The following is a 26,026-nucleotide window of genomic DNA, read 5'->3' on the forward strand; positions in this document are numbered from 1 at the left end:
GTCGGCCGGGATTCCGGCCGACCCGCCCCGGGATCGTGTTACTTGGTGAAGCCGATGTTCTCGTACAGGTAGTCCGAGAGGCCCGGGGCACCGAGGTTGGCGACCGACTTCTTCACACCGAAGATGGCGGGGCGCTGGTACAGGGTGACCAGGGCGGCGACCTTCCAGGCCTCGGCGTCGGCCTTGTTGATGGCCGCGAACTCGGTCTCGGGGGTCTGGGCGGCGGCGGCGTCGGCCATCGCCTGGTCCAGCTCGGGGCTGCCGACCTGGCTGTAGTTGGCGCCGCCGTCGGTCTTGAAGTTCGCGGTCGCGGAGCTGGCCGGGAACGGCGTGCCGATCAGCGAGAACGCCGTCATGTCGAAGTCGTACTTGTAGATGTACTTGTCGAAGAACTCGTTCGACGGGGCGGTGAAGATGTTCACCTTGACGCCGACCTGCTGCAGCATCTGGGTGAGCATCGAGCCCTCGTTGGTGGCGATGGTGACGCCGGCCGGGATGACGAACTTGAGGTTGAGCTCCTTGCCGTCCTTCTTGCGGACGTCGCCGTCCATCTTCCAGCCCGCCTCGTCGAGCATCTTCTTGGCGGCCTCGGGGTCGAACTTGCTCAGGCCGTCCGAGTTGTCCTTGTAGCCGTTCTGGTTCGGCACCAGGAAGTGGTTGTTCATCGCGGCGGCCGGCCAGCCCAGGCCGGTGAGGTCCGACTTGGCGATGGTCTCGCGGTCGATGGCCTTGAAGAGCGCCTGGCGGACCTTGGGGTCGGTCAGCATCGGGCTCTTGCCGTTGAGCATGAAGTGGCGGAAGTTCGGGCCGCCGGCCTCGCGGACCTCGCCGCCGGCGGTGGACTGGATCTGCTTGTAGCCGGACGCGTCCGGGCCGTTGTCGTAGAAGTCGATCTCGCCGTTCTGGAACGCCTGCGGCATGGTGTTGGTGTCCATGGCCTTGTAGACGATCTTGTCGAGCAGCGGCTTCTGGCCCCACCAGGCGGGGTCGGCGACGACGGTGACGGTCTTGGCGGTCTGGTCGATCTTGTCGAGCTTGAACGGGCCCGCCGAGGTCGGGATCTTGTCGACGTACGCGGTGTTGAAGACGTCCGGGGTGGCGACGTACTTGGCCGGGAACAGCGGCGCGTTGGCGGCGTTGTTGAACAGCGCCTGCCACTCGGAGAACGGCGACTTGAAGGTCATGATCGCCTGGTAGTCGTCGGCACCCTTGACGACGCTCTCGACCTGGTCGAAGCCGGTCGTCGAGGTGGCCTTGAACTCCGGGTTGGTGCCGTTCTGGGCCTTCCAGTTGGCTTCCAGGTCCTGCCAGGTGATCGGCGTGCCGTCGTTCCACTTGGCTTTCGGGTTGAGGGTCCAGGTGACGACCTGCTTGCCGTCCTTGGTCTCGGACTTGGCGTCGAGCAGGTAGTCCTTGTTCGGGGTCTGGGTGCCACCGGCGTCCGAGTGCCAGAAGGTCGGCATGAGCGCCTTCATGACGTCGGTCGTGGAGACCTCGTTGCCGTCCGCCTCCAGCGGGCTCCACTGGCTGGAGAGCTGGTCGATCGCCCAGTTGAGCGTGCCGCCCTGCTTCAGGTCGGCACGGTCCTTCTCGTTCATGGCCCGCTGGGTCATCTTCGGGGCCTCGGACTTGGCGGGAGCGGCGTCCCCTCCGGAGGAGCTGCTGGAGCAGGCGCTGAGGCAGAGCGAGGCGGTGGCGACGGTGGCGACCAGCGCGACCGGGATCCGGGTGTGCTTCAAGGGATTCCCCAGGGAGTGTGCGGAAGGGTGGATGGACCCAGCGGGCCGCCGGAGCGGAAGGTGCTGGAGGGTTGGCACTGCGGACTTGCGGGTGGGGCCGGACCGGGTCGTTCCGCCGGGCCCGGCCCCCTTTCGTGGGGGTCGGATCGTGGGGTCAGATCACTTCGAGGGCGGCGGCGAAGTGGCAGGCGGCGACGTGGTCGTCGGAGAGCCTGCTGTCGCCGGGGTCCTCGTCGCGGCAGCGCTGCTGCTCGGCCTCGCTCAGCGCCGGGTGCTTCGGGCAGCGGTTGCGGAACCGGCACCCGGTCGGCACGTTGGCCGGGCTGGGCAGGTCGCCGCTGAGCAGGATCCGGGTCCGCTCGCGTTCCCGGCGCGGGTCCGGGAGCGGGACGGCGGAGAGCAGCGCCTGCGTGTACGGGTGGGAGGGCGCGTCGAAGATGGACCGGGAGTCGCCCAGCTCGACGATCCGGCCCAGGTACATCACGGCGATCCGGTCGGCGATGTGCCGGACCACCGAGAGGTCGTGGGCGACGAACAGGTAGCTCAGACCGAGCTTCACCTTGAGCTCGTCCAGCAGGTTGAGCACGCCCGCCTGGATCGAGACGTCGAGGGCGGAGACCGGCTCGTCCAGGATGACGAGGCGGGGCTCCAGGGCGAGCGCGCGGGCGATCGAGATGCGCTGGCGCTGGCCGCCGGAGAACTCCTGCGGGTAGCGGTCGGCGTGGTCGGGGTTGAGGCCGACCATCTCCAGCAGCTCGGGGACGCGGGCGGCGATCCGCTCCTTGTCCCAGCGGTGCGTGCGCAGCGGCTCGGCCAGGATGTCACCGATTGGCATCCGGGCGTCCAGGGCCGCCATCGGGTCCTGGAACACGATCTGCATGTCCCGGCGCAGCGCCTTGCGGTCGGCCCGGCCGAGGCCGCGGACGTCCTTGCCGAACACGGTGACGGTGCCGGCCTGGCCGCTGGGCAGGTCCAGGATCTCCAGCAGGGTGGTGGTCTTGCCGCAGCCGGACTCGCCGACCAGGCCGAGCGTCTCGCCCTCGCGGATGTCCAGCGTGATGCCGTCCACCGCCTTGACCACGCCCACCTTGCGCTTGATCACGGCGCCCTGGGTGAGCTGGAAGTGCTTGGTCAGCCCGTCGATCTCCAGCACCTTGGGGCGCTGCTCGCGCGGCACGCTCTCCAGCGTGACAGCGGCCGGGAGTTCGGGCACGGGGTAGATGGTGGCGGGGTCCAGCGCGCCGGCCAGTTCGTGGCTGCGGTGGCAGGCGGTCGGGTGGGTGTTGCCCTCCTTGACCGACAGCGCCGGCTCCACCTCGCGGCAGCGCTCGACGGCGATCGGGCAGCGGGCCGCGAACGGGCAGCCCTCGGGCAGCTCGACCATCGACGGCGGGGTGCCCTCGATCGGGGTCAGGGCCCGGCGACCGGTGTTGTCCAGCCGGGGGATCGAGCCCAGCAGGCCGATGGTGTACGGCATCCGCGGGCGGTAGTACACCTCGTCGACACCGCCGGACTCGACGGCCCGGCCCGCGTACATCACCTGGACGCGGTCGGCGAAGCCGGCGATCACGCCGAGGTCGTGGGTGATCATCACGATCGCCGCGCCGGTGACGTCCTGGGCCTTCTTCAGGACCTCCAGGACCTGCGCCTGGATGGTCACGTCGAGGGCGGTGGTGGGCTCGTCGGCGATGATCACCTTGGGGTCGTTGGCGATCGCCATGGCGATCATCGCGCGCTGGCGCATGCCGCCGGAGAACTCGTGCGGGAAGTTGTCCACCCGGCGCTTCGGGTCCGGAATGCCCACCACGTCCAGGAGTTCGACGGCCCGGGTGCGGGCCTGCTCCTTGGTCATGTCCTGGTGGATCCGCAGCGCCTCGACGATCTGGGTGCCGACCGAGTAGACCGGGGTGAGCGCGGACAGCGGGTCCTGGAAGACCATGCCGATGTCCTTGCCGCGGATCTTCGAGAGCTCGTTGTCGGACAGGCCGAGCAGCTCACGGCCGCCGAGCCGGACCGAACCGGAGACCTCCGCGGCTTCGGGCAGCAGCCCGAGCACGGCCATCGAGGAGACGGACTTGCCGGAGCCGGACTCGCCGACGATGCCGAGCACCTCGCCCGGGCGGACGGCGTAGGAGACGCCGCGGACGGCGCGGACCTCGCCGGCCTCGCTGGGGAAGGAGACCTGAAGGTCCGTCACTTCGAGTACGGGCTGCGGCTTGTCCAGCCGGGTGTCGGTCACCGGTCGGAGTCCTTCCTTGGTGCCGGGGGTGCTGGTGTCGGGCTGCGGGGGCTGGAGCGCGTCCGTCATGACGAACTCACGACGTCCCGGGTGCCGCCGGGGAGCGTGGCGCCCCGGCGGGCGGCGTTGCGCTCGGCGAGGGCCCTGCGGCGGCGCCCCTTCGACTTCGCCCCGCCGGAGGTCGGGTCGAAGGCGTCGCGCAGACCGTCGCCGACGAACGCGACCGCGATGCCGATCAGCACCAGGCAGGTGGCCGGGAAGTAGAACAGCCACTGGAAGGTCGGCGCGTTGGTGGTGTTGTCGGCGATGATCGTGCCGAGCGAGACGTCCGGTGCCTGCACGCCGAAGCCGAAGAACGACAGGCCGCTCTCGCCGATGACCGCGGCACCGACCTGGATCACCGTGTCGATGATCAGTAGCGAGGCCATGTTCGGCAGGATGTGCCGGATGATGATGACCGGGCCGGGGACGCCCATGTACTTGGCGGCCTTCACGAACTCCCGGTCCTTCAGCGTCAGCGTCATGCTGCGGACCACCCGTGCGGTGATCATCCAGCTGAACGCCGCGAGCAGGACCACGAAGATCAGCCAGCTGGAGTTGCGGAAGATCGGCGACAGCACGGCGATGATCAGGAAGCTCGGCAGGACCAGCAGCAGGTCGACGAACCAGGTCAGGCCCTTGTCGATCCAGCGGCCGTAGTAGCCGGCGAAGGCGCCGACGAAGCCCGCGACCACGGTGCTGATGCCGCCCACCAGCAGACCGATCACCAGCGACTTCTGCAGTCCGCGCATGGTCAGCGCGAAGAGGTCCTGGCCGCCCTGGTTGGTCCCCCACCAGTGGTTCCCGCCGGGCGGCGCGTTGAAGGCCATGTAGTCGTGGAAGCGGTAGTCGTACGTGCTGAACGACGGGCCGGCGTACGCGGCCACGAACAGCACGACCAGGATGCCCAGGCCGACGAGGGCGAGCCTGTTGCGGGCGAAGCGGCGGGCGGTGAGCCGGCCCCGGCCGGTCCGCTTGCGGGCGGCGGCGGGGGACTTCGGGGCGCTGGCGGCCGGGGTCTGCGGGACACCGGCCGTGGCGGCGGCCAGGGCGGAGACCGCCTCGCCGCCGGCGGCGGAGGTGTTCGAGGGGGCGGGTTGGTCGGCGCTCATGTTCTCTCTCCTCTACGGGTGTTGGGGTGCTCGGCGGGGCGGGGTGCGTCAGCGCACCCGGACCCGGGGATCGAGCGCCGCGTAGAGCAGGTCGGACAGCAGCCCGGCGATCAGCACCAGGCCGGCGGTGAACAGGGCCACCGCCGACGTGGTGTTGACGTCGTTGCGGGTGATGGAGTTGATCAGCAACTCGCCCATGCCGTGCCAGCCGAAGGTCTTCTCGGTGAAGGTCGCACCGACGAACAGCAGCACGATGTTGAACACCAGCAGCGGCACCACCGGGAGGATCGCCGTGCGCAGGCCGTGCTTGACCAGGGCGGTGCGCCGGCGCAGGCCCTTGGCCCGGGCGGTGCGCAGGAAGTCGCTGCCGAGGACGTCGAGCATGGTGCTGCGCTGGTAGCGGCTGTACAGGGCGATCTGGATGAGGATCAGCGTCAGGCCGGGGAGCAGCATGTGCTCGGCCCGGTTGCCCAGGGCGGCGAAGTCCCAGCGGCCGGCGAACTCGGCGTCCGTCTCGCCGGTGAAGTGGATGGTGCCGGCGCCCAGGAACTTGATCGTCAGCAGCTTCAGGAAGAGGCCGAGCACGAAGACGGGCATCGCGAGGACGAAGAACGAGGCCAGGGTCGTGAACCGGTCGAAGAACTTGTACTGCTTGATCGCGCCGATGGTGCCGAGCGCGACGCCGCCGACCGAGCCGACCAGGGTCGCCAGCAGCAGCAGCCGGGTGGAGACGCCGATCCGGCGGCCCACCTCGCTGTTGACCGGCGAGCCGTCGATCGACTTGCCCAGGTCCCCGTGGATCACACCGTTCGCCCAGGTGCCGAAGCGGCTGACGATCGGGGTGTCGGGGTTCATGTTGACGTCGTCGAGCGTCTTGCTGATGGTCGCCTTGGCCAACGGGGGGTTGCGGCCCTCGTAGTTCGCCTGCGGGTGCAGGCTGAGCCCCGCGACGAAGTACGAGAGAGACGCCGCAAGTATGACGAGTATCAAATAGTTGGCCAACTTGCGGAGCATGTAGCGGCCCAAGGCGGTTCTCTCCCTCGTGCGGACCCGCGCCCACCGACGGAACAGGACTCCGGGGTCCGTGAGGACGGAGGACCGTGCGCGGACTGCCGTGGAGCGTCTTTGATGTCGGACGGATGGTCGGAAAGGTCGGCCGCCACTGTCAGGCGGCTCGGATGCACATCTTGCTGACCGGGCGGAGGGCTGTCGACTGACGCTTTGTCAAAGGTTAGGTAAAGAAGGGTTCAGTCCTTTGGGTGGCAGCCCTCTTTGACCATGGCTTCCTCGGCCCGAGTCGCAGGCCACGAGGTGTTTTGCAGGCTCAGGGGCTCCCGGAACGCATGGTTCCACCGGTCGAAGCGTTTGTCCGGTTATGTTCGTGCATGTCCCGCCAGTGGCGAGGATTCGCCAACAAACGGACGCCGTGAGCTGCCTGATCGAGCAGTCATTTCACCGCCTCCCAGCTGTCACTCCGGCCCCACGGGACGGTGTCGCGGGAGCGTCGGGACGGTTGCGGCAGGGGGGTCTCCCGTCGACCTTAGTTGACGTGTGCGCGTCGGGCGCGATCATTTTCGGTCGACCGGGACGGGTGCCCTGGCGCGCGGTGCATCGGTGCCCCGGAGGCCGGGCCGTGCGGGTGGGTGTGCGCCGGAGGTTCGGGGCCCGGAACGGGGCCGGTGCGGGTGACCGAGGGGGCTCGGTCACCCGCACCGGGGGTGGGGTGTCGCCGGGGGTGTCGTGCTGCTTCACCCCGTGGTCAGGCTCAGTTGTCGCCCATGCTCCAGTTGCCGCACTGGAAGATGCTGAACGGGAAACAGATGTAGCCGCTGCCGGTCTGCTCCTCGCTGTCGAGCAGCTGCAGGGCGTTGACGTCCTCGGTCATGGTGTTCTCCTTCTGTGGAGGGGGAGTGGTCACATGTCGTTGATGCTCCAGTTGCCGCACTGGAAGATGCTGAACGGGAAGCACATGTAGCCGGTGGTGGTCTGCTCCTCGCTGTCGAGCAGCTGCAGGGCGTTGACGTCCTCGGTCATGGTGGTCACCTCCTTTCGGCCGGGTCGGGGGCGGGGAGCCAGAGGCGCGGTCCGCCGTGGTGGAGCCGTACCAGCAGGCCGAGGGGCCCGCCGAGTCCGGTGTTGTAGCCGACGCCCACCCTGGTCAGGGTGTCGTCGGGGATCAGGAGCAGCCCGTCGTGGACGACGTGGCGTGCGTGGGCGCAGGCGAGGAGTTCCTCGGCGCGGCGCCGGTGGAGGGGGTCGTCGAGGGCGTCGGCGAGGTCGAGGAGGAACTCGGCGTTGCCCGCGAGGCCGTGGCAGGCGGCCGGTGAGCTCTGCCACCGCCAGCGGTACACCTCGGCCGCGGCCTGTTCGGCCGTCTCGCGGTAGCGCGGGTCCCCGGTGGCCTGCCAGAGGCGGATCAGGAAGGTGCCGATGCCGGAGGCGCCGCTGCACCAGTGGGGCGCGTGGGCGGGGGCGTCGGCGCCGCGGTCCTCGACCGGCCAGGCGGCGGCGCCGTCACGGACCCGTGCGGTGGCGAGCAGCGTCTCGGCGGCGACCCGGGCGGCGTGGACGAAGTCCTCCCGTTCGGCGGCGAGTCCGGCGAGGAGCAGGAAGGTCGCGACGCCGGCGACGCCGTGGGCGAAGCCGAGGTGGGTGATGCCCGCGAGTTCGGAGTCGAAGTCGGCCGGGACGGGCCACACCACACCGGAGCGGCCCTGCGCGGCGGTGGTCAGCAGGTGTTCGGCGGCGGTCACCGCGCGTCGGCGGAACTCCTTGTCGCCGGTGGTCCGCCAGAAGTGGAGCTGGGCCAGGCCGGCGCCGGCCACGCCGTGGCAGACGTCGGGGTTGGGCCACCGCAGCGGGACGGCGCGGGCCAGCTGGGCGGCGTGTGCGGCGAGGCCGTCGTCGCCGAGCAGCCGGGCCGCGTCCAGCAGCGCCCAGGCGGTGCCGGAGCGGCCGAAGTGCAGTCCGGGCAGCAGCTGTCCGCCGGTCCCGGCCCGGGCGGCGATCCACTGCGCCGCCTCGGCGACGCTGGCCCGCAGCCGCGGGTCGGCGCGGTGGGCGGCGGCCGCGGTGAGGACGGACAGGACGCCGGCGGCACCGTGCTGCACGTTCAGCGGATCGGTCCCCTCGCCGGAGGGGCCGGCGGGCCAGAGCCGTACCGGGTCCTGCGGGGTCATGGTGTCCATCAGATGGGTCAGCCCGTCGGCGAGTAGCCGTCGCGCGGTCCGGTCGTCCAGGACGGCGCCGCTCCCCGGGGCGGCCGCGGTGGCGGCGGGCAGCGCGGCGAGCGCCGCGCGGGCCTTCGCCAGGGTCCACCGCTGGTTCCGGTCCTCGGCCATGAGCCCGAGGACGAGCGGGCGGAGGTCGGTGAGGTCCGGGCGGTCGGCGAGCGCGGTGGCGAGCAGGGCGGCGGTCCGTTCGTCCCGGCCGCGGGCCGCCCCGCGGTCCGGGGCCAGCGCCGGGTCGGTACCGGTCAGCAGGTGGAACAGCACGGCGCCGAGGCTGTAGAGGTCGGACTCCGGCGCGGGGGCGGGGCCGCTCGGTGCGCCGTCGACCACCTCGGGCGCGCCGAAGCCCGGGGTGTGCAGGCGCAGGACGTGGTCCCCGGGGCGGGCGAGGGACTCCAGGTCGATCAGGCGGACCTCGCCGTCCGGGGTGACCATCAGGTTGTTGGGGTTGAAGTCCCGCAGGACCAGGCCGAGTTCGTGGACGGCCGCGACGACGTCCAGCAGTTGTCCGGCCAGGTCGAGCACCTGGGCCCGGTCGGGGCGCAGCCGCTCGGACACCCAGGCGCGCAGGGTGCGCCCGGCGACGAGCTCCTCCACGAGGTACCGGTTGCCGCCCTGGCCGAAGACCTCCACGACCTGCGGACATCGGCCGAGCGGTGCGAGCAGGGCGTGCATGGCGGCCTCGTGGTCGAGCAGGTCGCCGGCGTCGGTGCCTTCGAGGACGGCCCCGACGTGCCGGCGGGCCTCCTTGACGACGACCTCCAGGCCGGTCCGCCGGTCGGTGGCGAGGAAGACGCCGCCCTTGTAGGCGTGCCGGATCGCCTTGTGCACGACGTAGCGGTTGTTCAGCAGCACGCTCGTCCCGGCGGCGGCCGGGGGAGTGTCGGGGAGCGGGAGCGGCGAGGCGGCCCAGGCGGGCGGGGTGAACCCGGCCGTGCGCCGGTCGCGGACGAAGGTCCCGTCCGGCGCCTGCAGCATGGGTTCGACCGAACCGTCGTTGGTGAGCCGGGGGGAGCCACGGAAGGCCCCGTAGCGGTAGTGGACCGGGCTGTCCGGCCGGTACCGGCGGTCGGAGAGGATGCCCGGCCCCGGCAGGTGCGCGGTGGCCCGGTGCAGTTCCTCGGCGAGCCGGCGGAAGTGGTCGTCGTCGTCCGGGTAGACGGTGATGAACTTCCCGCCGCCGCCCCGGTCGTAGCGGGCGGAGACGAGTTCCGTCAGCCGGCCGGGTGTACCGGCGCACTTGAACGGGGCCCGGGCGGCGACGAGCACTTCGGCGGCCCGGGTCAGCACCGTCGGGGCGGAGAGCGGGGTGGCGGACACGTGCAGCTTCCAGCCCTGCCGGCGGCCGAGGCCGGCGTCGTCCGGCCGAACGTGGCACCAGAAGTCCCCGGGAGTGACGGTCCAGCCCCGCGCGCCCTGACGGCGCAGCACCGCCCCGATCAGGTCGGGGTAGAACGTGGCGTACGGATCCGCCGAGCCCTGACCCGCCGTCTGCCCCTCTGCCATCGTTCTTCCTTCGTCCGTGGAGCCCTGCCGGAGCCGGTCGGCCTCCGAGCGCATCGCTGATCCTGGCGGCGCGGGGACATCCGGTTCATGGGGGACGACCACGTATCTTCCGGCCGTGAACCCCCATGGGGCCGGTCGACGGCTCGCCGAACGGTCCCGACCCCGGGCCGGGTCCGGTGGGTCCGCCTGGGCGCGTGGTGCCGTAACGGCTCCGTCGGCCGCCACGGCCGGCGGGCGGGGGCGGGTTGACGTGCCCGTTCCCGGGGCGGAGCGGGAATCGCGCGCAGGTTCGGAAACTGTCGGCCGGCGAGGCGAGGAGTGGGTTGTTCCCGTACCGGAGGGCCGGTTCCGGTCCTGCCCCGGCCCGATCGGGCTCTGAGCCGTACCCGGGGGCGGCCGGGACGCCGGCCGGGGAGCCCGGACGGGCCGGGAGATGCCCGGCCCGGCGCGGTGCGCCGTCGGGCCTGTTGACGCTCCCGGCGCCCGGTCCGCGCGGTGAACCGCCCGTTCGGCCCGTCCGCGCGGGGCGGGGGGCCTGGTAGCTCCGGGGGAGAAGTCGCCCGGCCCCCCCCGGGTGGCGGAGCCGACCTCGGCACCCACGAGGGGCACCGATCCTCGTGAACATGTCCAGCAGCGTCGGCTCGCTCACCCCGCAGACCACGCCCGGCATCGACATGGGCCCGGTCCCCGCCGCGTACTTGGCGTCCAAGACCTTCCTCAACGCCGTCACCGTCCAGTACGCCAGGGAACTGAGCGACACCGGCATCCTGATCAACTCGGGCTGTCCCGGCTTCACCGCCACCGATCTCAACGGCTTCCGGGGCGTCCGCACGCCCCAGCAGGGCGCGGCGATCGCGATCCACCTCGCGACCCTGCCCGACGACGGACCGACCGGCGGATTCTTCGACGACGGCGGAACAGTGCCCTGGTACCAGGCGCTCCGGCCCCAGGGCCTGGGTGACGCGGTGATCGGTCCGCCGGGTCCTGCCCCTGTATCCGGGGCAGGACCCGAAGGTCTGTCGGATGTGACGGGCAGCCAACTCACCGAACCGCAGCGGGGTCTGATCGAGCCAGGTCCGCAGCCCTCCTCGACGTGCGCCAGCGCCTGCCCGATGGCCGCCGACCCACCGGTGCGGCCGGCCCCGACCGTCGGCTGTCGGCGCACTCGAATCGGCCAACGTCGGGGGAGATCCGGCTGAGGTCCCGCCGCCGGCCGCACCGATTGCCGTACCGTGACCGGCAGCGAAGTGGAGGACCCTTTGAGCGCCCAGCCCGACCACCTTCCCGCCGCGCCGGCGGCTCCGGCGCCGCGTGCCGCCGCCCGACTGCTCGCCCGCATCCACGCCGAGCCGCCCGAGCGGGCAGCCAGGTGGCTGCCGGCGTTCGAACGGGACTGGGCCAAGGCGCTCGACGACTCGCGTCAGACCTACGACCTCTCCCCGCTGCACCACATGGTCCGGACCTGGCGGGTCCGTCTGGACAGCGCACCGGTGGTCGACGCGTTCGTCGCCACCGGCCCGGACGACGAGGACGGGATCGACCTCGCCGAACTCACCGGGACGGACCGGTGAGCGACCGCGTCTGGCCGGCCCGACTGTCCCCGCAGGCGGCCAAGACCTTCGTCGACCTCCCCCCACACGCCCAGCGGACGGTCCGCGACCTGCTGGACATCGCCTCCCGAACCCCCTGCGGGTGGCCGCAGTGGGACGCCACCGACCTCGAAGGCGAAGACGTCCGCTGCGCCTCCGTCGGCCAGCTCAGCCTCGTCTACCTGGTGAACCGCCCGGCCGGGCGCCTGCACGTCATCGACATCGTCTGGCTCGGCTGACCTCCGCGGAGCCGGCCGACCTTCACGGCGGGGGTCGACCCTCACGGCGGGGGTCGACACTCACGGCGACGGCGGCCCGAACGGGCCGCGCCCTACGGTCGCTCTGGACGACGGTCGGCGACGCTCCGGTCCTCCGAACAGCGACCGGCCGTGGCTCCGTGGACGGTCGGGCAGCCCAGGCCGACGGAGCAGAACGACGGCATCCATCGAACCGAAGTGGCGGAACCCCTCGTTCCAAGTGCTGTAGAGGGAACGGCCGTGGAGCACCGTTCTCGACGTTCCGTCCCCCGAAGGAGCCCGCCGCCATGGGAAATCACCGCAAACCCAGCCGTCCGAGCCGGGCCCGCCTCGCTGTCCTCACCACGGCCGTGGCCGGCGGCGCGGTGCTCGCCGCCGGGACGGCGCACGCCGAGCCGGCGCCCACCCTGGCCTCCGTCAAGGAGCAGGTGGACAGGCTCAACGGGGAGGCCGAGCAGGCCATCGAGCGTTACAACGGGTTCCAGGAGAAGCGGCAGTCGCTCCAGGCCGACGCCAACCGCATCCAGGACAAGGTCGCCCGCGGCCAGGACTCGCTCAACGAACTGCGCACCTCGCTCGGCGCGGTGGCCGGTGAGCAGTACCGCAGCAACGGCATCGGCCCGGGCGTCCAGCTGATGCTCGACTCCGACCCGGCCGGCTACCTGGCGCGCGCGGCCGTGCAGAACCAGGTCGCCGACAGCCAGGCCGCGTTGCTGAAGCAGGCCCGCGACGCGCAGCGCAAGCTCGACCAGGACCGCGCCGAGGCCACCGCGATGCTCGCCCAACTCGACGCCGCGGGCGCGTCGCTGGGCGAGGAGAAGAAGCAGATCCAGGCCAAGCTCGCCGAGGCCGAGGCCCTGCTCAACAAGCTCAGCGCCGAGGACCGGGCCAGGATCAACGCTCAGGAGAGCGCCGAGAAGGCCAAGGCCGCCGCCCAGCAGGCCGCTGCGGCCGACCGCGCCGCGCGCGCTGCCGAGCGGCCCGCGCAGGGCTCCGCCACGGCACCCGCGACGCGCCCGGCCGCCGGAGCCACCCCGGCGGGAGCCGCCCCTGCCGGAGCCGCTGCCGAAGCCCCTGCCGGAGCCGCCGCCGGACCCGCTCCGGCGAGCGCGGGCGGCCGGGCCGCCGACGTCGTCAAGTTCGCCACCGCCCAGCTCGGCAAGCCCTACGAGTGGAGCTCCACGGGACCGAACTCCTTCGACTGCTCAGGCCTCACCGGCGCCGCCTACCGCGCGGCCGGCGTCAAGCTCCCCCGGATATCCCAGGACCAGTGGAAGTCCGGCCCGCACGTCGCCCGGGGCGACCTCCAGCCCGGTGACCTGGTCTTCTTCTACGACGACATCCACCACGTGGGCCTCTACATCGGCGACGGCAAGATGATCCACGCTCCGCGCAAGGGGAAGAACGTCGAGGTCCTCCCGATCAGCGTGATGCCGTACATGGGCGCGGTCCGCCCGGCCTGAGCCGCGGTGGCCGGGGCGGCCGTGCCTCGGTACCGCCCCTGGCGCCACGGGCCGGCCGCCCGCGGGCAACGCCGTAGCCAGGCGCTGCCCCGGCGGGGCGCCGTCGGCGTGCTCCTCGGGGAGGGGCAGCGGGGCCACGGCGAGGCCGTGTCCGCACCGACGGGCAGGACCGCCGGAGGAGCGGGCCCGCGGCAACCGACAGCCCCGTGGGGTGATCACCCGAGGAGGGCGACGCCGGCCCGGCCGTGCTTCGCGCCCGGTGGCCCGGCGACGGCGTGCCGCCGGGCCCCGTCCGGTCGAAAACCCCGGCGCGCCGGGCTCGTCCACGGCCGGTCCGTCCGGGTCGGAAGCTAGGTTCGGCTCCGTGACGGGCAACGACGCGGTCCTGGCCCTGGTGGTCACCACCGCGCTGGGTTTCGACTTCACCAACGGATTCCACGACACCGGCAACGCCATGGCGACCTCGATCGTCACCGGCGCCCTACGCCCGCGCGTGGCGGTCGCCCTCTCGGCGGCGCTGAACCTGGTCGGCGCGTTCCTGTCGACCGCCGTCGCGGCGACCATCGCGAGCGGTCTGGTCGACAGCGCCGACGTGACCCTGGTGGTGGTCTTCGCGGGACTGGCCGGCAGCATCCTGTGGAACCTGACCACCTGGTACCTCGGCATCCCCTCCAGCTCCTCGCACGCGCTCATCGGCGGCGTGGTCGGGGCGACGATGGCGGCGGCCGGGGTCTCGGCCGTCAAGTGGCAGGGGCTGGTCTCCAAGGTGATCGTGCCCGCCACCCTGTCGCCGTTCATCGCCGGGACGGTCGCGGTGGTCGGCACCCACCTCGTCTACCGGCTCACCCGCGACGTCTCCCACGGCCCGCGCGACCACGGCTTCCGGATCGGCCAGATCGGTTCGGCCTCGATGGTCTCGCTCGCCCACGGCACCAACGACGCGCAGAAGACCATGGGCGTCATCACCCTGGCCCTGATCGCCAACGGCACCCTCCGGGCCGGCGCCACCTCCCCGACCTGGGTGATCACCTCCTGCGCGATGGCCATCGCCCTGGGCACCTACCTCGGCGGCTGGCGGGTCATCCGGATGCTCGGCAAGGGACTCATCGAGATCGAGTCGCCGCAGGGCATGGCCGCCGAGTCGGCCTCGGCGGCGGTGATCCTCTCCTCCACCGACTTCGGCTACTCGCTGTCCACCACCCACGTGGCCACCGGGTCGATCCTGGGCGCCGGGGTCGGCCGCAAGGGCGCCGTGGTGCGCTGGAACACCGCCCGCCGCATGGCGGTGGCCTGGCTGCTCACCCTGCCGGCGTCCGCGACGGTCGGCGCCGCGACCTACTGGGCCGCCCACGGGATCGGCGGGACCATCGGCGTCGTAGTGATCTTCATCGTGCTGGTCCTGGCCTCGATCGCCTTCTTCGCGGCCTCCCGCCGGCCGACCGTGGCGGTGACGCCGGAGAACGTCAACGAGGCCTGGACCGGTTCGCTGGTCCCGGCCCCGGACGCCGGCGAGGCGGCCTCGTGAACTCCTGGATCAACCTCGACGCCCTGTGGGGGATCGTCGTGGTGGGCCTCGTCGCCGGAGCCGGCCTGCCGGCGCTGTTCGCCCTCGGCCTGCGCGCCCTCAACCCGTCGGCCCGCCCCGCCGGGCGGTCTGCCGTGACCGGGCCCCCGGCCGCCGTCGGACCGGTCGGCTACGCCGTGGCCGTACTCTGCTTCGCCACCGTGCTCGCCGCGATCGCCTGGGGCATCTTCGTCATCGTCAACCACAGCTGAACGGCCGTGCCGCGGGCGAGGGAGCGTCACCCCGCCACCGGGGCCCGCGCGGTGCGGGACCAGGGGGCGGCCCACAGCGGAAGGACCTCGACGGTGGCGCGGGCGTCGCGCCGGTGCCCCTCGGCGCCGCGCCCCGGGCCGACGGCGGGACAACGGGGACGGGTGCCGGCCGGCTGACGGGCAGCCTCGGAGTTCACTGGGCTCATGCGTCGCAACCTACTCCGGGGCACTGACAGGCCCGGTGCGGGCGGATCGACGGTCCGACCGGCTCCCACCTTCCGGTACGGAACGGGCGGTGGTGGACCGAGTCGTGCCCCCGCCGGTTCGGACGAGCCCGGTCGTCGGAGTGGCCGGGACGGGCCGTGTCACCCGGGGGCGCCCCGCAGCCGTCCGGGCGAACGGTGCGCCGGGGTGGGGGTGCTGCTCGACGAGGGGGTGGCCGCCGGGGCCGGTGGCCGTCGCGCCTGCGGTGTTGTCGGTGTGCCGGGTTAGGTTGACGATCATCAGCCGGACCGGATGGGGGACGTCGTGACCGACCGTACGAGCGAGTCGATCAGCTGGGAGGAGACGCGCGCGCTCATCGCCGCGCGGATCCCGCAGGGGGTGATCGACCGGCTCCGGCCGGTGCCCGCCGGTGAGCTGCGCCATCTGCGGACCCCGTTGCGCAAGCTCCGCACCGAGCTGGTGCGCGAACTCTCGTCGGGCGACCGGGGCCGGTACTCCACCGCGTACGACCAGCTCGCCGCACTGCAGTTGGCCGGGATCCTCGCTGCCGCCACCCCGGCCGAGGCGTTGGAGTGGCTCACCTCCCGCCGCCTCCTCGACGTCACCTGGCCGCGGCCGGGCGGCGGCTCCAGCAGCCCCGACCACCACACCGTCCTGCTGACCCTGCTCGCGCCGCACCGGGACGCGGCGTTCCACCGCGAACTCGCGGGCCGGCTCGCCGCATGGCTGCCCGCACGGGGCGACGCCGCCCGGTGGCGGATCACCCAGGGCCTCGCCCTCCGGTCCGGCGCCGAACCCCCCACCACCGACGGCTACGTGATCGGGTGGCTCCGCGAGGGCCGCCGGATTGGCTCCCACCACCGGGAGATCGGCGAGTGGCTCGCCGACCAGGGCCTGCGCGAACCGGTGCCGCACCACCACTCGCTGCTCTCCTGGCTGCGGGCGCAGCCCCGGCTCGCCGAGTTCACCCGTCGGGTGTTCGAAGTCCCGGACGCCGGGGCCGAGTTCACCGATACGCTGTCGACCTGCGGCTGGGCCGAGTCGCTCGCCGTCGTGGCGGCCGAGGGACTGCTCGACCGCGCCGAACTGATCGACCTCTGCCTGGGCCGACTGCTGCGCGGCGACCGGCCCGGCAACCTGCGCGGATTCTTGCGGCTGTACGCGGTGCTGGCCCTCGACGCCGACGAGATCCTCACCCGGGCCGGGGACCACGTCCGGCTGGCCGCCGACGGTGCGCCGGGCGCCGCCAAGGCCGCCCAGGCGGCGCTGCTCTCCGTGGCGGAGCGGCTGCCGGCCGAGCTGTTCGTCGAACTCACGGGCGCCGTCCTGGCCCGCCCGGAGAAGGGCCTCGCCACCGTCCAACTGGGCCGGGTCGACGCCGCGCTGCGCCGCGACCCGGCCGGGGCCGACGGCCTGCTGCCCGCCGTCGCCGTGGCTTTCACCCATCCGCTCGCCGCGGTCCAGGAGCAGGCGCTGCGTCTCGTCGCCCGTCACCTGTCGCACGCCGCACCCGCCGTCGCCGAGGCCGTTCGCGCCGCGGCCGCCGATCTCGGACCCGCCCTGCGGCCCGAAGCCCACCGCCTGCTGGAGATCCCCGCCCCGCCCGCGGAGCCGCAGTCGGGCGCGCCGGTCGCGGCGGTACGCGTGGCGTGCGCCGAACTGCCCGCCGCACCCGCGGGGCCGCTCGACACCGCCGAGCGGCTGAGCGCCCTGATGGCCGACCGGGTGCCCGACCCGGGTGAGTTCGAGGTGGTGCTCGCCGCCCTGGTGGCGGAGCACCACCGTGACGCCGCCGCGCTCCGGGCCGCGCTGGCCCCGCTCGCCGCACGGCGCGCCGCGAACCCGGGCCGGTTCCCGTTCATCCGTGAAGTCGGCGGAGCGCTCGGCGTCCTGCTCGACGCCCTGACCGGCCAGGCGCAGGCGCCCCGGGCGAGCCTGGCCGTGCTGCTGGGGATGCCCGCCTTCATGCGCACCCTCGGTGTGGTCACCGCGGTGCGCGTGCACGAAGCGGCGTGCTCGGCCGTGGAGGCGCCGGTGCCGCTGCTGCTCGCCACGCCCACGGCCGGCGACGGCACGATCGACCCGGCCGTGCTGCTCGACCGGCTCGCCGCGTACCGGACCGCCGGTGCCCGCCCCTCACCCGCCGACCTGGCCCAGGCGTTGCTCCGGGTGGCCCCGCCCGCGCTGCCGGCCGTCCGCGCCGCGGCCGCCGGGCTCGGCTGTGAACTGCCGCCGGACGTCGCGCCGCCCGTACCCCGGCGGTTCCACACCCAGACCGCGAACATGCCCGAGCGGCTCGACGGCGTCGGCCGGGGCCCTGCTCCGGTCGTGCGCATCGCCCCGTGTGCCCCCGAGGCCGCGCCGGCACCCGAAGGCGTCACCGGCCTCCTCCACGCCGTCCCCGACCCCACCGAGTACGCCCGGTTCGTGGACGTGCCGTCGACGCCGGCCATCGAGCTCGTCCAGTTCGCCTGGGTGGCGCCGTGGCACCCGGAGACCGTCGCGGCACACGGCGTCCCGGGCGCGGTGTTCCGGGTGGACGCGCCCGGTCCCCGGGAGCCGAACCCCCTGCTGCCCCGGCTCGCGGAGGTGCCGGGCGAGTTCGGACCGGTGTGCCACCTCCTGCTCGCCTACGGGCTGACCGCGTCCCGGGCGGACAACCGCACCGCCGCGCTGGACTTCCTGCTGGCGGCGGGCGCCCAGGGCCGGCTCCGGCCGGATCTGCTGGGCGGATGGATCGCGGCACTCTGGAGGCTGTCCGCGGCCAAGCCGAACCGGGTGCTGCCCGTCCTGGCCGAGGCCGCCCGCACCGGTGCGGGCCGGACGACCTGGGCCGTGCTCACGGCCGTGATCACCGAGCTCGCCACCGAGCCCGGCCGGCGAGGACTGGCCGACGCGCTGGTACTCGCCGCCGAGTGCGCGGTGGCCGAGGGCATCCGTGACGCGCTCCCGGCCCTCGACGCCCTGAGCGCCGCGGGGGCGCCGGCTCGCGTCCGGGCGGAATCGGCCCGACTGGCCGCAATCCTGACGGGGTGACGGCCGCGCGGGCTGTCGACGGCCCGGCCCGGGCGCCGGCGCGCGCCGTCGTCGTCGTCCACCGCACCGCTTCGCGGTCCGCGCCGCCTCGCGGTCCGCGCCGCCCGGGTCCACCGGTGCGACCGTCATCACCGGCTGGAAGTACGCCGGCTCCGCCGGTTCGCCCAACGGGACGCCGTCGGCCTCGATCCAGGCGAATTGACGGCCCGTCCGGTCATCACCTCGCAGTCCGGCGCACGCCGGTCCGTCCCGGGCCGGCCCGGCGTACGCCGCCGGGCGGCCGAGGGCGACCGACCCGGCAGCTGGAGGCCGGTCTGGACCTCTGAGCACCCGGGCCGCCCTTCGGCCTCCGGTGCCGCAGGCGGTGGCGGGAGGCCCCGCCATCACCGGATCGGGTGAAGATCGCCCGATCGCCGGACAGTACGGCCCGGGCCCCGGCACGCTCATGACGGCCTCGCGGAGATCGCGGGTCGGTGGCGAGCGGAGGGGCGGCAGTGGTGGTGGAGCAGGTCTTCGGAGGTCTCGCGCCGCCCGGGGGAGCGGCCGTGCCCCGGCCGGCCGCAGCGGAGCGCTCGGCCCCGGTGCCACGTCATGTCGCCTGTGTGATGGACGGGAACGGCCGCTGGGCGGCGCGGCGCGATCTGCCCCGCACCTCCGGTCACCGCGCGGCCGAGGCGACGGTGATCGACGTCATCGAGGCGGCCCGGGCGTCCGGCGTCCGGTGGCTCAGCCTGTACGCGTTCTCCACCGAGAACTGGAGCCGCCCCGGCGAGGAGGTCGACTACCTCCTGCACCTGGTGCGCCGGGTCGTGCGCAAGCACGCTCCGCTGTTGCACGCGCGCGGGATCCGCTGCCGCTTCCTCGGCGGCGCGGATCCTCGGATCCCGGCCGCACTGGCCCGCGACTTCGCGGACCTGACGACGCTCACCAGCCGCAACCGGGGCATGACACTGACCGTGGCGTTCGACCACGGCGGGCGCCGGGACATCGTCGAGGCCGCGCGCTCGCTGATCCGCAGCGGTGCGGCGGCCGAGACCCTCGACGAGGAGGGCTTCGCGGCCCACCTGCCGTTCCCCGACACCCCCGACGTGGACCTGGTCATCCGGACCTCCGGGGAGCAGCGCATCTCGAACTTCATGCTCTGGCAGGTCGCCTACGCCGAGTGGATCTTCCCGCCGGTGCTCTGGCCCGACTTCCGGGCGACGCACTTCCTGGAGTGCCTGAACACCTATCAGCGACGCCACCGCCGCTTCGGCGGGGTGGCGGCCGACACGAATGGAGAGGCCGGATCGTGACCCGGACGACCGACGATCACCCGGAGGGCGAGCACACCGCCCCCGGAAGCGGAGCCACCCCCACAGCCGGGGCCACTGCCACACCCGGAGCCACTCCCGGAGCCGGGTCCACCGCGCGGCCCGGACCGCTGTTCGGCCCGGGCACGCGGTTCCACCGCCTCTTCGACGACCCGTGCTGGGCCGTGGCCATGATCCGGGCGACGGTCCTGGAAGCCGCCCACCCGCAGATCGGTGCGGCCCTGGTCGACAGCTCCACCTTCCTCACCCACCCCTGGCGCCGGATGACCAACACCCTGCGCAGCCTGCAGCGCGTGACCGGTGCGGACGAGGCGGCCCGGGACCGGGAGGTGGCCCGGCTCAACCGGATGCACGCGCGGATGAGCGGCACCGACGCGGCGAACCGGCCCTACGACGCGATGGACCCGGCGGCCCGCGCGTGGGTGGTCGCCACGATGTTCGAGAGCGCCGTCACCATGTTCCGCTGGAGCGGGCGGCCGCTCGACCAGGCCGCGATGGAGGAGCTGTACGCGCAGTTCCTGGCCTTCCAGGCGCTGCTGGGTGACTCCTCCGGCCAGCTCCCCGCCTCCCTGCGGGACTTCTGGCCGTACTACGACCGGGTGGTCGAGGAGGAGCTGGAGAACACCGAGGCGCTGCGAACCATCCTGTACCACCTCTTCGACCACCTTCCGGCGCCTCCCCTGCTGGAGGGCGTGCCGACGCTGTGGGCGGCCGGCCGGGCCCTCGCCGGGCCGGCGATCGGGGTGGTCACGGTGGCCTCCCTGCCGGAGACGTTCCGCAGGCGGGCCGGACTGACCGAGGTCCCCGGCGCCCAGGCCCTGAGCCAGGCCGCCTACCTGGCCCTCGGTTCGGCGCGCCTGTTGCCGGAGGGCTGGGTCACCGCCGACAACCTTCTCGACCTGATCTCGCTGTCACCCGACAGCGACGACCCCCGGGCCAGGGCGCTGGCCGCCGTGGGCGACGGGATGAAGCGGTTCGGTGCCCTGCTGCGACTGGTCACCCCGCTCCCGGACGAGCCCGAGCGGCCCGGCGCCGGGAGGCCGTCGGGGCGGTCGACACGGGCGGGTGCCGGGCGGCGCGGCGCGGAGGAGTTCTTCGACACCGTGCTGGACCAGACCGGGAACGGCTACCTGGACTGGCCCGACCTGGCGGCCATGGCACGGGAGCTGTCCGGCCGCCTCGACCTGGACGAGCCGGAGGAGACCAGGCTCTACGACGCCTATGCCGCCTGGTGGCGTGAGCTCCAGTCGACGCTCGACACGGACGGCGACGGCCGGGTCAGCCGGCAGGAGTACGCGGAGGCGGTTCCCTCCCTCGCCGGCCCCGCCCTGATCCGGGTCGCCGAGGTGCTGTTCGACGTGACCGATGCCGACGGCAACCAGAGCATCGACGCGGACGAGTACCGCGCGCTCTTCCGCACCGGCTTCCACCGCGAACTGCTCGACTCGAACGGGACGTACACGCGGGCCGCGTTCATCAAGGACTTCCTCGCCTTCATGGCGGGCCGTCAGCGCTCCACGGCCTACGACCCGCTGCTCGCCCAGGCGTGATCCGGCCGGGGCGGTGAGGCGGGGGACGTCGGCGGGCACGGCGGCGGCGCTCGGGGCGACCCGGTCACGCCGCCGTCACGGGAAATTCACAGCACGGGGTCTACTCGCATAGAGGGCGCCGGGGCCATCCTGGCCCGGTCCGAGGTTCAGCGCCCTCACCGGGAGACGCAGATGAAGCCCCGCACCGCAGCCACCGTCATCGCCCTGGCCCTGGCCGGGCTCGCCGTCACGGCGCCCACGGCCGGCGCCAGTGGCACCAAGGTCTCGCAGTCGACCGCCGCCGGTCAGTTCAGGAACGCCGGCATCACGTGGAGTTCCAGTGGCGGCTGTACCACCCGGTCCAACTCCACCTGCACGTCGTTCGAGCAGATCAACTCCGGCACGGTGAGCACGATCATCACCCTGAAGCAGTCCAGCGGCTGCGCCATCAACATCACGGGTGGCACCGAGGTGGGCCACGCCTCCGGAACGTACAGCCACTACAACGGCTACAAGGTCGACATCTCCCGCAACTCCTGCATCGACGCCTACGTCCAGAACTCCTTCACCTACATCGGCTACCGGGGTGACGGCTACCCGCAGTGGAAGGCCGCGTCGGGCAACCTCTACTGCAACGAGGGCAACCACTGGGACATCCTGGTCTACTGACCCCGGCCTCCGGTGGGGGCGGGCCCGGCCTGCCCCCACCGACCGGCCGGACCGCGGTGCGGTGGGAGCCCGACGAACGCGCGTCGCCGCGGTCGGGGCGACCGGCGGCGACGGAACTCCGCTGCGGCGCAGCCCACTTCCGCCGGCCGCGCCTCCTCTCCCCGGCCCGCTCCCTGCTCCTCACCCGTGCCCCGCGCCGGGAACCGGCCCGGCATCGGCCCGGCGGCGAACCCTGGCCCGGTCGCGGGCCGTTCAAGGGAGGAGGAGTACGGAACAGTCGAACCAGCCCGCGGGAGTGACAGATGCCGAAGTACCGAGGCGCCCACCGGATCACGGTGACCGGCGTGCAGGCCGACCGGCCGCAACGGGCCGTGGCGACCGTCCGGGGCGGCGGCACCGTCGTGGTGCCGGGCGTCGTCGGTGCCAGCGAGCTGATCGATGCCGCGGACTGGGAGCTCGCCGTCGAGCACGAGCACGACGGCGTCTGGGGGCCCAGCATCCGCGCCGTCGTGGGCCGTTGGGAGGAGCGTGGCGGCACCCACAGCCAGGTGGTCCGGTGCACCGACCGCGACCGGAGCGGCTATCCCGGCGGCCGCAGCCTCGTCCTGCGGATCGACCGGGAGGACCCGCGCCCCCCGGCGGCCCCCGCGTCCGCCCCCGCGCCCCGGTGGGCCGGTACCGAGTCGGCCGGCCGCCAGCAGGCCCCGGGCCGGGGCGGCGCCCGGATCAGCACCTCCGGCTCCGACCTCCCGTCGACCCGCGCCGCCGACACGGCCACCACCTCCGGCGGCTTCCACACCACCTCCGGCGGCTGGTAGTCCGCGGCCTCGTCGGCCGTCAGGGGCGGCGTCCACGACGTGGGCACCGTCCCGGCGGCCGCTCGCGCACCCGCCCGGCCCGTGCCCGGTACCGCTCCCGTGACAGTGAGGTCGCAGACCGGGCGCGCGGGGCCCGGAGAGCGCCGGCGACCCACGGCGGCTCAGCGCAGGTCGTGGCGGGTGCCGTCGCCGACGGCGCGGAGCTTGTCCGGGTTGGCCACGTTGTGGATCGTCGAGATGCGCCCTTCGGGGTCGAACTCGAAGGTCAGCGTGGCGACCACGCGGTCCGGGCCGCGGAAGACCAGGCCCGGGCCGCCGTTGATCGAGGTGAGCTCCGCCCGCATCTGCCCGGGCTCGATGCCCTGGTAGGTCACGCTGCCGAGCGCGGCGAACCAGCGGGCCACCGTCTCCAGGCCGACGACCGGCTTGAGGGCCTGGCGGACCTTGCCGCCGCCGTCGGTCCACAGCGTCACGTCCGGGGAGAGCAGCTCCATGAGGGTGTTGATGTCACCGCCCGACGTCGCCGCGAAGAACCGCTCGGTGACGTCCCGTCGGTGGGCGGCGTCCGCGGTGAAGCGGGGCCGGCGGGCCTGGACGTGCTCGCGGGCGCGGTGCCCGGCCTGGCGCACGGCCGGCTCCGAGCGCTCAACCGCCTCGGCGATCTCCGCGTAGCTGAAGGCGAAGACCTCCTTCAGGACGAACACCGCGCGCTCCAGCGGGCTCAGCGTCTCCAGGACGACCAGCAGGGCCATCGAGACCGAGTCGGCCGCGGCGATGTCCTCGGCGGTGTCCGGGAGGGTGAGGATCGGCTCGGGGAGCCACGGGCCGACGTAGGTCTCGCGCTGGTGGCGGGTCGACCGGAGCCGCTCCATCGCCAGGTTGGAGACGATCCGGGCCAGGTAGGCCTTGGGGTCGGCGACCTGGGAGCGGTCGGCCGCCGACCACTTGAGCCAGGCGTCCTGGACCACGTCCTCGGCATCGGCGGCGGTGCCGAGGAGGCGGTAGGCGACGGAGAAGAGCAGGGTGCGGTACTGCTGGAAGACGAGCTGGTCGGCGTCGTCCTGTCGCGGCTGGGTCACTTGGCGCTCCGGATCCTGGTGTAGCGGCCGCCGTGCGGCCAGAACGCGCCCGAGGCGGGCATCTTCTTCATGCGGGCGAAGGTCGGCCATGGCGCGGCGCTGACCGTCTCCTTGTACTTCGCGGCCCGCTTGCCGGTCAGCACGAGCCGGCGCGGGGTGTCGTCGGGGTGGGTGAACTGGACGACGGCGTCGTGCCGGCCCAGGCTGACGGGTGTGTGGTAGTAGCCGAAGCGGAAGGGCTTGGGCTCCTTGCCGGCCAGGACCCGCAGGATCGAGAGGGCCGCGTGCACGCCGGTGGGCATGCCGCTCTGGCAGGTCCCGTGCATCACGCCGTAGCCCTGGCGGACCGCCGCCGCGTCGCCCACGGCGTAGACGTCCGGGTGGGAGACCGAGCGCAGGGCCGGGTCGGTGACCACGCGGCCGCGCTCGTCGACGGTCAGGCCGGCGGCGGCGGCCAGCGGGGAGACGCGGGTGCCGCTGGTCCACAGCACCGCGTCCGCGGGGAGGACGGTGCCGTCCGCGAGTTCGACGCCGTCCGGCAGGACCTTCACCACCTCGACGCCGCCGCGCACCCGCACACCGAGCCGGGCGAGCGCCGCGTCCAGGTGGGCCTTGGCCTTCGGGTGCATGGTCGCGCCCGGCTCCTGACGGCCCAGCAGCTCCACCCGGAGCTCCGGGTACCGCTCGGCGATCTCCGCCGCGGCCTCCACGCCGGTGAGTCCGCTGCCGCCGACCACGACGGTCCCGCCGCCGAGCCGGGCCAGCCGGTCGGCGAGGAGCGCGGCGTCCTGCGGGCTGTCGAGGGTGTGGGCGTGGTCGTCCACGCCGGGGACGGCGTCGGTGTCGGCGACGCTGCCCAGGCCGTAGACCAGGGTGTCGTAGCGCAGGACCCGGTCGTCGTCGATCCGGACGGTCTTCGCCCCGGCGTCCACGGCGGTGACCCAGCCACGGACGAAGGTCGCACCGGTGCCGTCCAGCAGCTCCGGGATGCTCATCGCGGCCGTCTGCTGGCCGGTGGCGGTCATGTGCAGCCGGAGCCGCTCGGTGAAGTGCTCGTCGGGGTTGACCAGCGTCACCCGCAGATCCGCGCGCTTGCGGGTGCGGGCCGCGAGCTGGATCGCCGCGGAGAGTCCGGCGTAGCCGGCTCCCAGGACCAGGACCTCGTGCTGCCGTGTTGCTGTCGTGTTCGTCATCGTCATCGTCGCCTTCGTGTCGGTCGTTCCCGCCGTGCGGACAACCACCAGACGCGAGCTGCCCTCCCGTTCGTGACACGGGGCCGAAGTGACCCGTGTCACATCGCCGAGAGGAGTGCGCGGGTGCGCGGCACAAGCCCCCCGAGTGCCGCAACGCAGAGCATTCAACCATGATCGACTCGGCGTCGCGGGGGGTCGGGGAACGGCGGGACCCGCAGGTCGGCGGCGGCTCCGGTCCCTCCGCACGCCGCCCGGCCGTGCCCACCGTCGGTCCGGCTCCGGCCGTCGAAGGGACTGGAGGCGTCCACGTAACTTCCCTGCCCCGGACGCGACCGCCATGCGCGCCACCCTGGACACGGCCTTCACCCGCGGCGCCGGCTGCGTCTATGCCACAGACGACGAGCTGGACATCCCGTGGGACGCCGCCCCGGCTTGGGGTTTCGCCACCGAGACCGCCTGCGTGGCCACCAAGGGCTGGCGGGGGGTCTGCCCGTCGCCGGGGTCCGGGTGTCCCGGCCACGACGGCGGTGGGCGTCACCCCGGTGGGGTGTCCTCGCCGCCGTCTTGCGAAGGGCGGGCGCTGAACCGGAGTGCGGCTCCGTTTCGTTCTTCCTGGTGTCTTTCGGGCGCTCCGCGGACTCGTGCCGGAGCGCCCGGAGCCTCGGTGCGCACCCGAACGCCCCGTCGGCGTGCGGTGCTCCGGGGTCCGCCGCCGCGGCGGGTTGCTCTTCTGGACATTATATGTCGGTAGCCTATATATGTAGCTGCATGACACAACGCTCCACGCAGCCGCAGACCCTGCCGCGGCCCGCCGTCCCCGACGTGGGCCGGGCCGGTGCCACGGAGACCACCGGGCCCGCCCGTCCCGCCGACGGCCTGTCAGGCCTGTTGGGCCTGGTGGCGCTGCGGTTCGAGGTGGCCCGCGGCCGGCGCTGGTTCTGGCCGGTGGTCCTGGTGGCCGGATACGCGGTCGAGGTCCTCTTCCGCCTGGTGCTCGTCCGGCACCTGAGCTACCCCTCGGTGCACCCTGACGAGGACTCCTACCTGGTCCTCGCCCGCGTGCTGGCCGGCCGGCCGACCACCGAGATGCCGGTCGGCGTGGTGATCCCGGGCGGCTATCCGCTGCTGATCTCCCCGGCGTTCCGGATCGCCGACGACCCGGTCATGGCCTACCACCTGATCATGGGGATCAACGCGCTGCTGAACGCGCTGGT

General features: G+C 73.2%; 20 protein-coding genes and 1 pseudogene. 12 read left to right on the forward strand and 9 right to left on the reverse strand.

Going from position 1 to position 26,026, the window contains the following annotated elements; translation table 11 throughout:
* Positions 1 to 38: 38 nt before the first annotated feature.
* The 7 genes from ABZ495_RS34280 to lanL form a co-directional block, all read right to left on the reverse strand.
* Positions 39 to 1,739, reverse strand: a complete 1,701-nt coding sequence (locus tag ABZ495_RS34280) for an ABC transporter family substrate-binding protein (RefSeq protein WP_359839788.1) — start codon at positions 1,737 to 1,739, stop codon at positions 39 to 41.
* Positions 1,740 to 1,893: 154 nt separating this feature from the next.
* Positions 1,894 to 4,047, reverse strand: a complete 2,154-nt coding sequence (locus ABZ495_RS34285) for an ABC transporter ATP-binding protein (protein ID WP_359839790.1) — start codon at positions 4,045 to 4,047, stop codon at positions 1,894 to 1,896.
* Positions 4,044 to 5,129, reverse strand: coding sequence for an ABC transporter permease (locus ABZ495_RS34290; RefSeq protein WP_359839792.1), 1,086 nt, complete (start codon positions 5,127 to 5,129; stop codon positions 4,044 to 4,046). Before ABZ495_RS34290 ends, ABZ495_RS34285 begins: the two co-directional genes overlap by 4 nt.
* A gap of 48 nt (positions 5,130 to 5,177) precedes the next feature.
* Positions 5,178 to 6,131: an ABC transporter permease gene (locus tag ABZ495_RS34295; protein WP_352297078.1), complete on the reverse strand. Its 954-nt coding sequence runs from the start codon at positions 6,129 to 6,131 to the stop codon at positions 5,178 to 5,180.
* A gap of 763 nt (positions 6,132 to 6,894) precedes the next feature.
* A complete protein-coding gene (locus tag ABZ495_RS34300) occupies positions 6,895 to 7,014 on the reverse strand; it encodes an ALQxL family class IV lanthipeptide (RefSeq protein ID WP_352297073.1) in 120 nt (39 codons plus the stop codon).
* A 29-nt stretch (positions 7,015 to 7,043) separates the two neighbouring features.
* Entirely contained in the window at positions 7,044 to 7,163 is a 120-nt protein-coding gene (locus ABZ495_RS34305) for an ALQxL family class IV lanthipeptide (RefSeq protein WP_329491624.1), read from the reverse strand.
* Positions 7,164 to 7,168: 5 nt separating this feature from the next.
* On the reverse strand, positions 7,169 to 9,865 hold the full coding sequence (gene lanL, locus ABZ495_RS34310; RefSeq protein ID WP_359839794.1) for a class IV lanthionine synthetase LanL: 2,697 nt from the start codon (positions 9,863 to 9,865) through the stop codon (positions 7,169 to 7,171).
* Between the two features lie 605 nt (positions 9,866 to 10,470).
* On the opposite strand from lanL, the pseudogene ABZ495_RS34315 reads away from it, so the two are divergent.
* From ABZ495_RS34315 to ABZ495_RS34365, 11 genes and pseudogenes are all read left to right on the forward strand, one after another.
* Positions 10,471 to 10,794 (forward strand): annotated as a pseudogene (locus ABZ495_RS34315) (SDR family NAD(P)-dependent oxidoreductase); the annotation flags it as partial.
* 330 nt (positions 10,795 to 11,124) lie between these two features.
* Positions 11,125 to 11,436, forward strand: coding sequence for a DUF6247 family protein (locus ABZ495_RS34320; RefSeq protein ID WP_359839796.1), 312 nt, complete (start codon positions 11,125 to 11,127; stop codon positions 11,434 to 11,436).
* On the forward strand, positions 11,433 to 11,693 hold the full coding sequence (locus ABZ495_RS34325) for a hypothetical protein (RefSeq protein ID WP_359839798.1): 261 nt from the start codon (positions 11,433 to 11,435) through the stop codon (positions 11,691 to 11,693). Before ABZ495_RS34320 ends, ABZ495_RS34325 begins: the two co-directional genes overlap by 4 nt.
* 305 nt (positions 11,694 to 11,998) lie before the next feature.
* On the forward strand, positions 11,999 to 13,174 hold the full coding sequence (locus tag ABZ495_RS34330) for an NlpC/P60 family protein (protein WP_359839800.1): 1,176 nt from the start codon (positions 11,999 to 12,001) through the stop codon (positions 13,172 to 13,174).
* Positions 13,175 to 13,538: 364 nt separating this feature from the next.
* A complete protein-coding gene (locus ABZ495_RS34335; RefSeq protein WP_359839802.1) occupies positions 13,539 to 14,699 on the forward strand; it encodes an inorganic phosphate transporter in 1,161 nt (386 codons plus the stop codon).
* Positions 14,696 to 14,950, forward strand: coding sequence for a hypothetical protein (locus ABZ495_RS34340; protein ID WP_329491630.1), 255 nt, complete (start codon positions 14,696 to 14,698; stop codon positions 14,948 to 14,950). The genes ABZ495_RS34335 and ABZ495_RS34340 overlap by 4 nt, the downstream gene beginning before the upstream one ends.
* Positions 14,951 to 15,478: 528 nt before the next feature.
* Entirely contained in the window at positions 15,479 to 18,211 is a 2,733-nt protein-coding gene (locus ABZ495_RS34345; RefSeq protein WP_359839804.1) for a DUF6493 family protein, read from the forward strand.
* 605 nt (positions 18,212 to 18,816) lie between these two features.
* On the forward strand, positions 18,817 to 19,506 hold the full coding sequence (gene uppS / locus ABZ495_RS34350) for a polyprenyl diphosphate synthase (protein WP_359839814.1): 690 nt from the start codon (positions 18,817 to 18,819) through the stop codon (positions 19,504 to 19,506).
* 128 nt (positions 19,507 to 19,634) lie between these two features.
* The gene (locus ABZ495_RS34355) at positions 19,635 to 21,074 is read left to right on the forward strand and encodes an oxygenase MpaB family protein (RefSeq protein WP_359839816.1); all 1,440 of its coding nucleotides are present in this window, start codon (positions 19,635 to 19,637) and stop codon (positions 21,072 to 21,074) included.
* A gap of 171 nt (positions 21,075 to 21,245) precedes the next feature.
* Positions 21,246 to 21,722: a hypothetical protein gene (locus ABZ495_RS34360; RefSeq protein ID WP_329491633.1), complete on the forward strand. Its 477-nt coding sequence runs from the start codon at positions 21,246 to 21,248 to the stop codon at positions 21,720 to 21,722.
* A 302-nt stretch (positions 21,723 to 22,024) separates the two neighbouring features.
* Entirely contained in the window at positions 22,025 to 22,540 is a 516-nt protein-coding gene (locus ABZ495_RS34365) for a hypothetical protein (RefSeq protein ID WP_359839806.1), read from the forward strand.
* A 161-nt stretch (positions 22,541 to 22,701) separates the two neighbouring features.
* Here ABZ495_RS34365 and ABZ495_RS34370 read toward each other — a convergent pair whose 3' ends face one another.
* Both ABZ495_RS34370 and ABZ495_RS34375 read right to left on the reverse strand, forming a co-directional pair.
* Complete coding sequence (locus tag ABZ495_RS34370; RefSeq protein ID WP_359839808.1) at positions 22,702 to 23,619, reverse strand: RNA polymerase sigma-70 factor; 918 nt, start codon at positions 23,617 to 23,619, stop codon at positions 22,702 to 22,704.
* The gene (locus ABZ495_RS34375) at positions 23,616 to 24,818 is read right to left on the reverse strand and encodes an FAD-dependent oxidoreductase (protein ID WP_359839810.1); all 1,203 of its coding nucleotides are present in this window, start codon (positions 24,816 to 24,818) and stop codon (positions 23,616 to 23,618) included. The genes ABZ495_RS34370 and ABZ495_RS34375 overlap by 4 nt, the downstream gene beginning before the upstream one ends.
* A 762-nt stretch (positions 24,819 to 25,580) precedes the next feature.
* On the opposite strand from ABZ495_RS34375, the gene ABZ495_RS34380 reads away from it, so the two are divergent.
* Positions 25,581 to 26,026 (forward strand): hypothetical protein (locus tag ABZ495_RS34380; protein ID WP_359839812.1); only part of this gene is annotated, 446 nt, incomplete at its 3' end.

The organism is Kitasatospora sp. NPDC005748 (genome assembly GCF_040630735.1).
In the GTDB taxonomy this organism is placed as follows: domain Bacteria; phylum Actinomycetota; class Actinomycetes; order Streptomycetales; family Streptomycetaceae; genus Kitasatospora.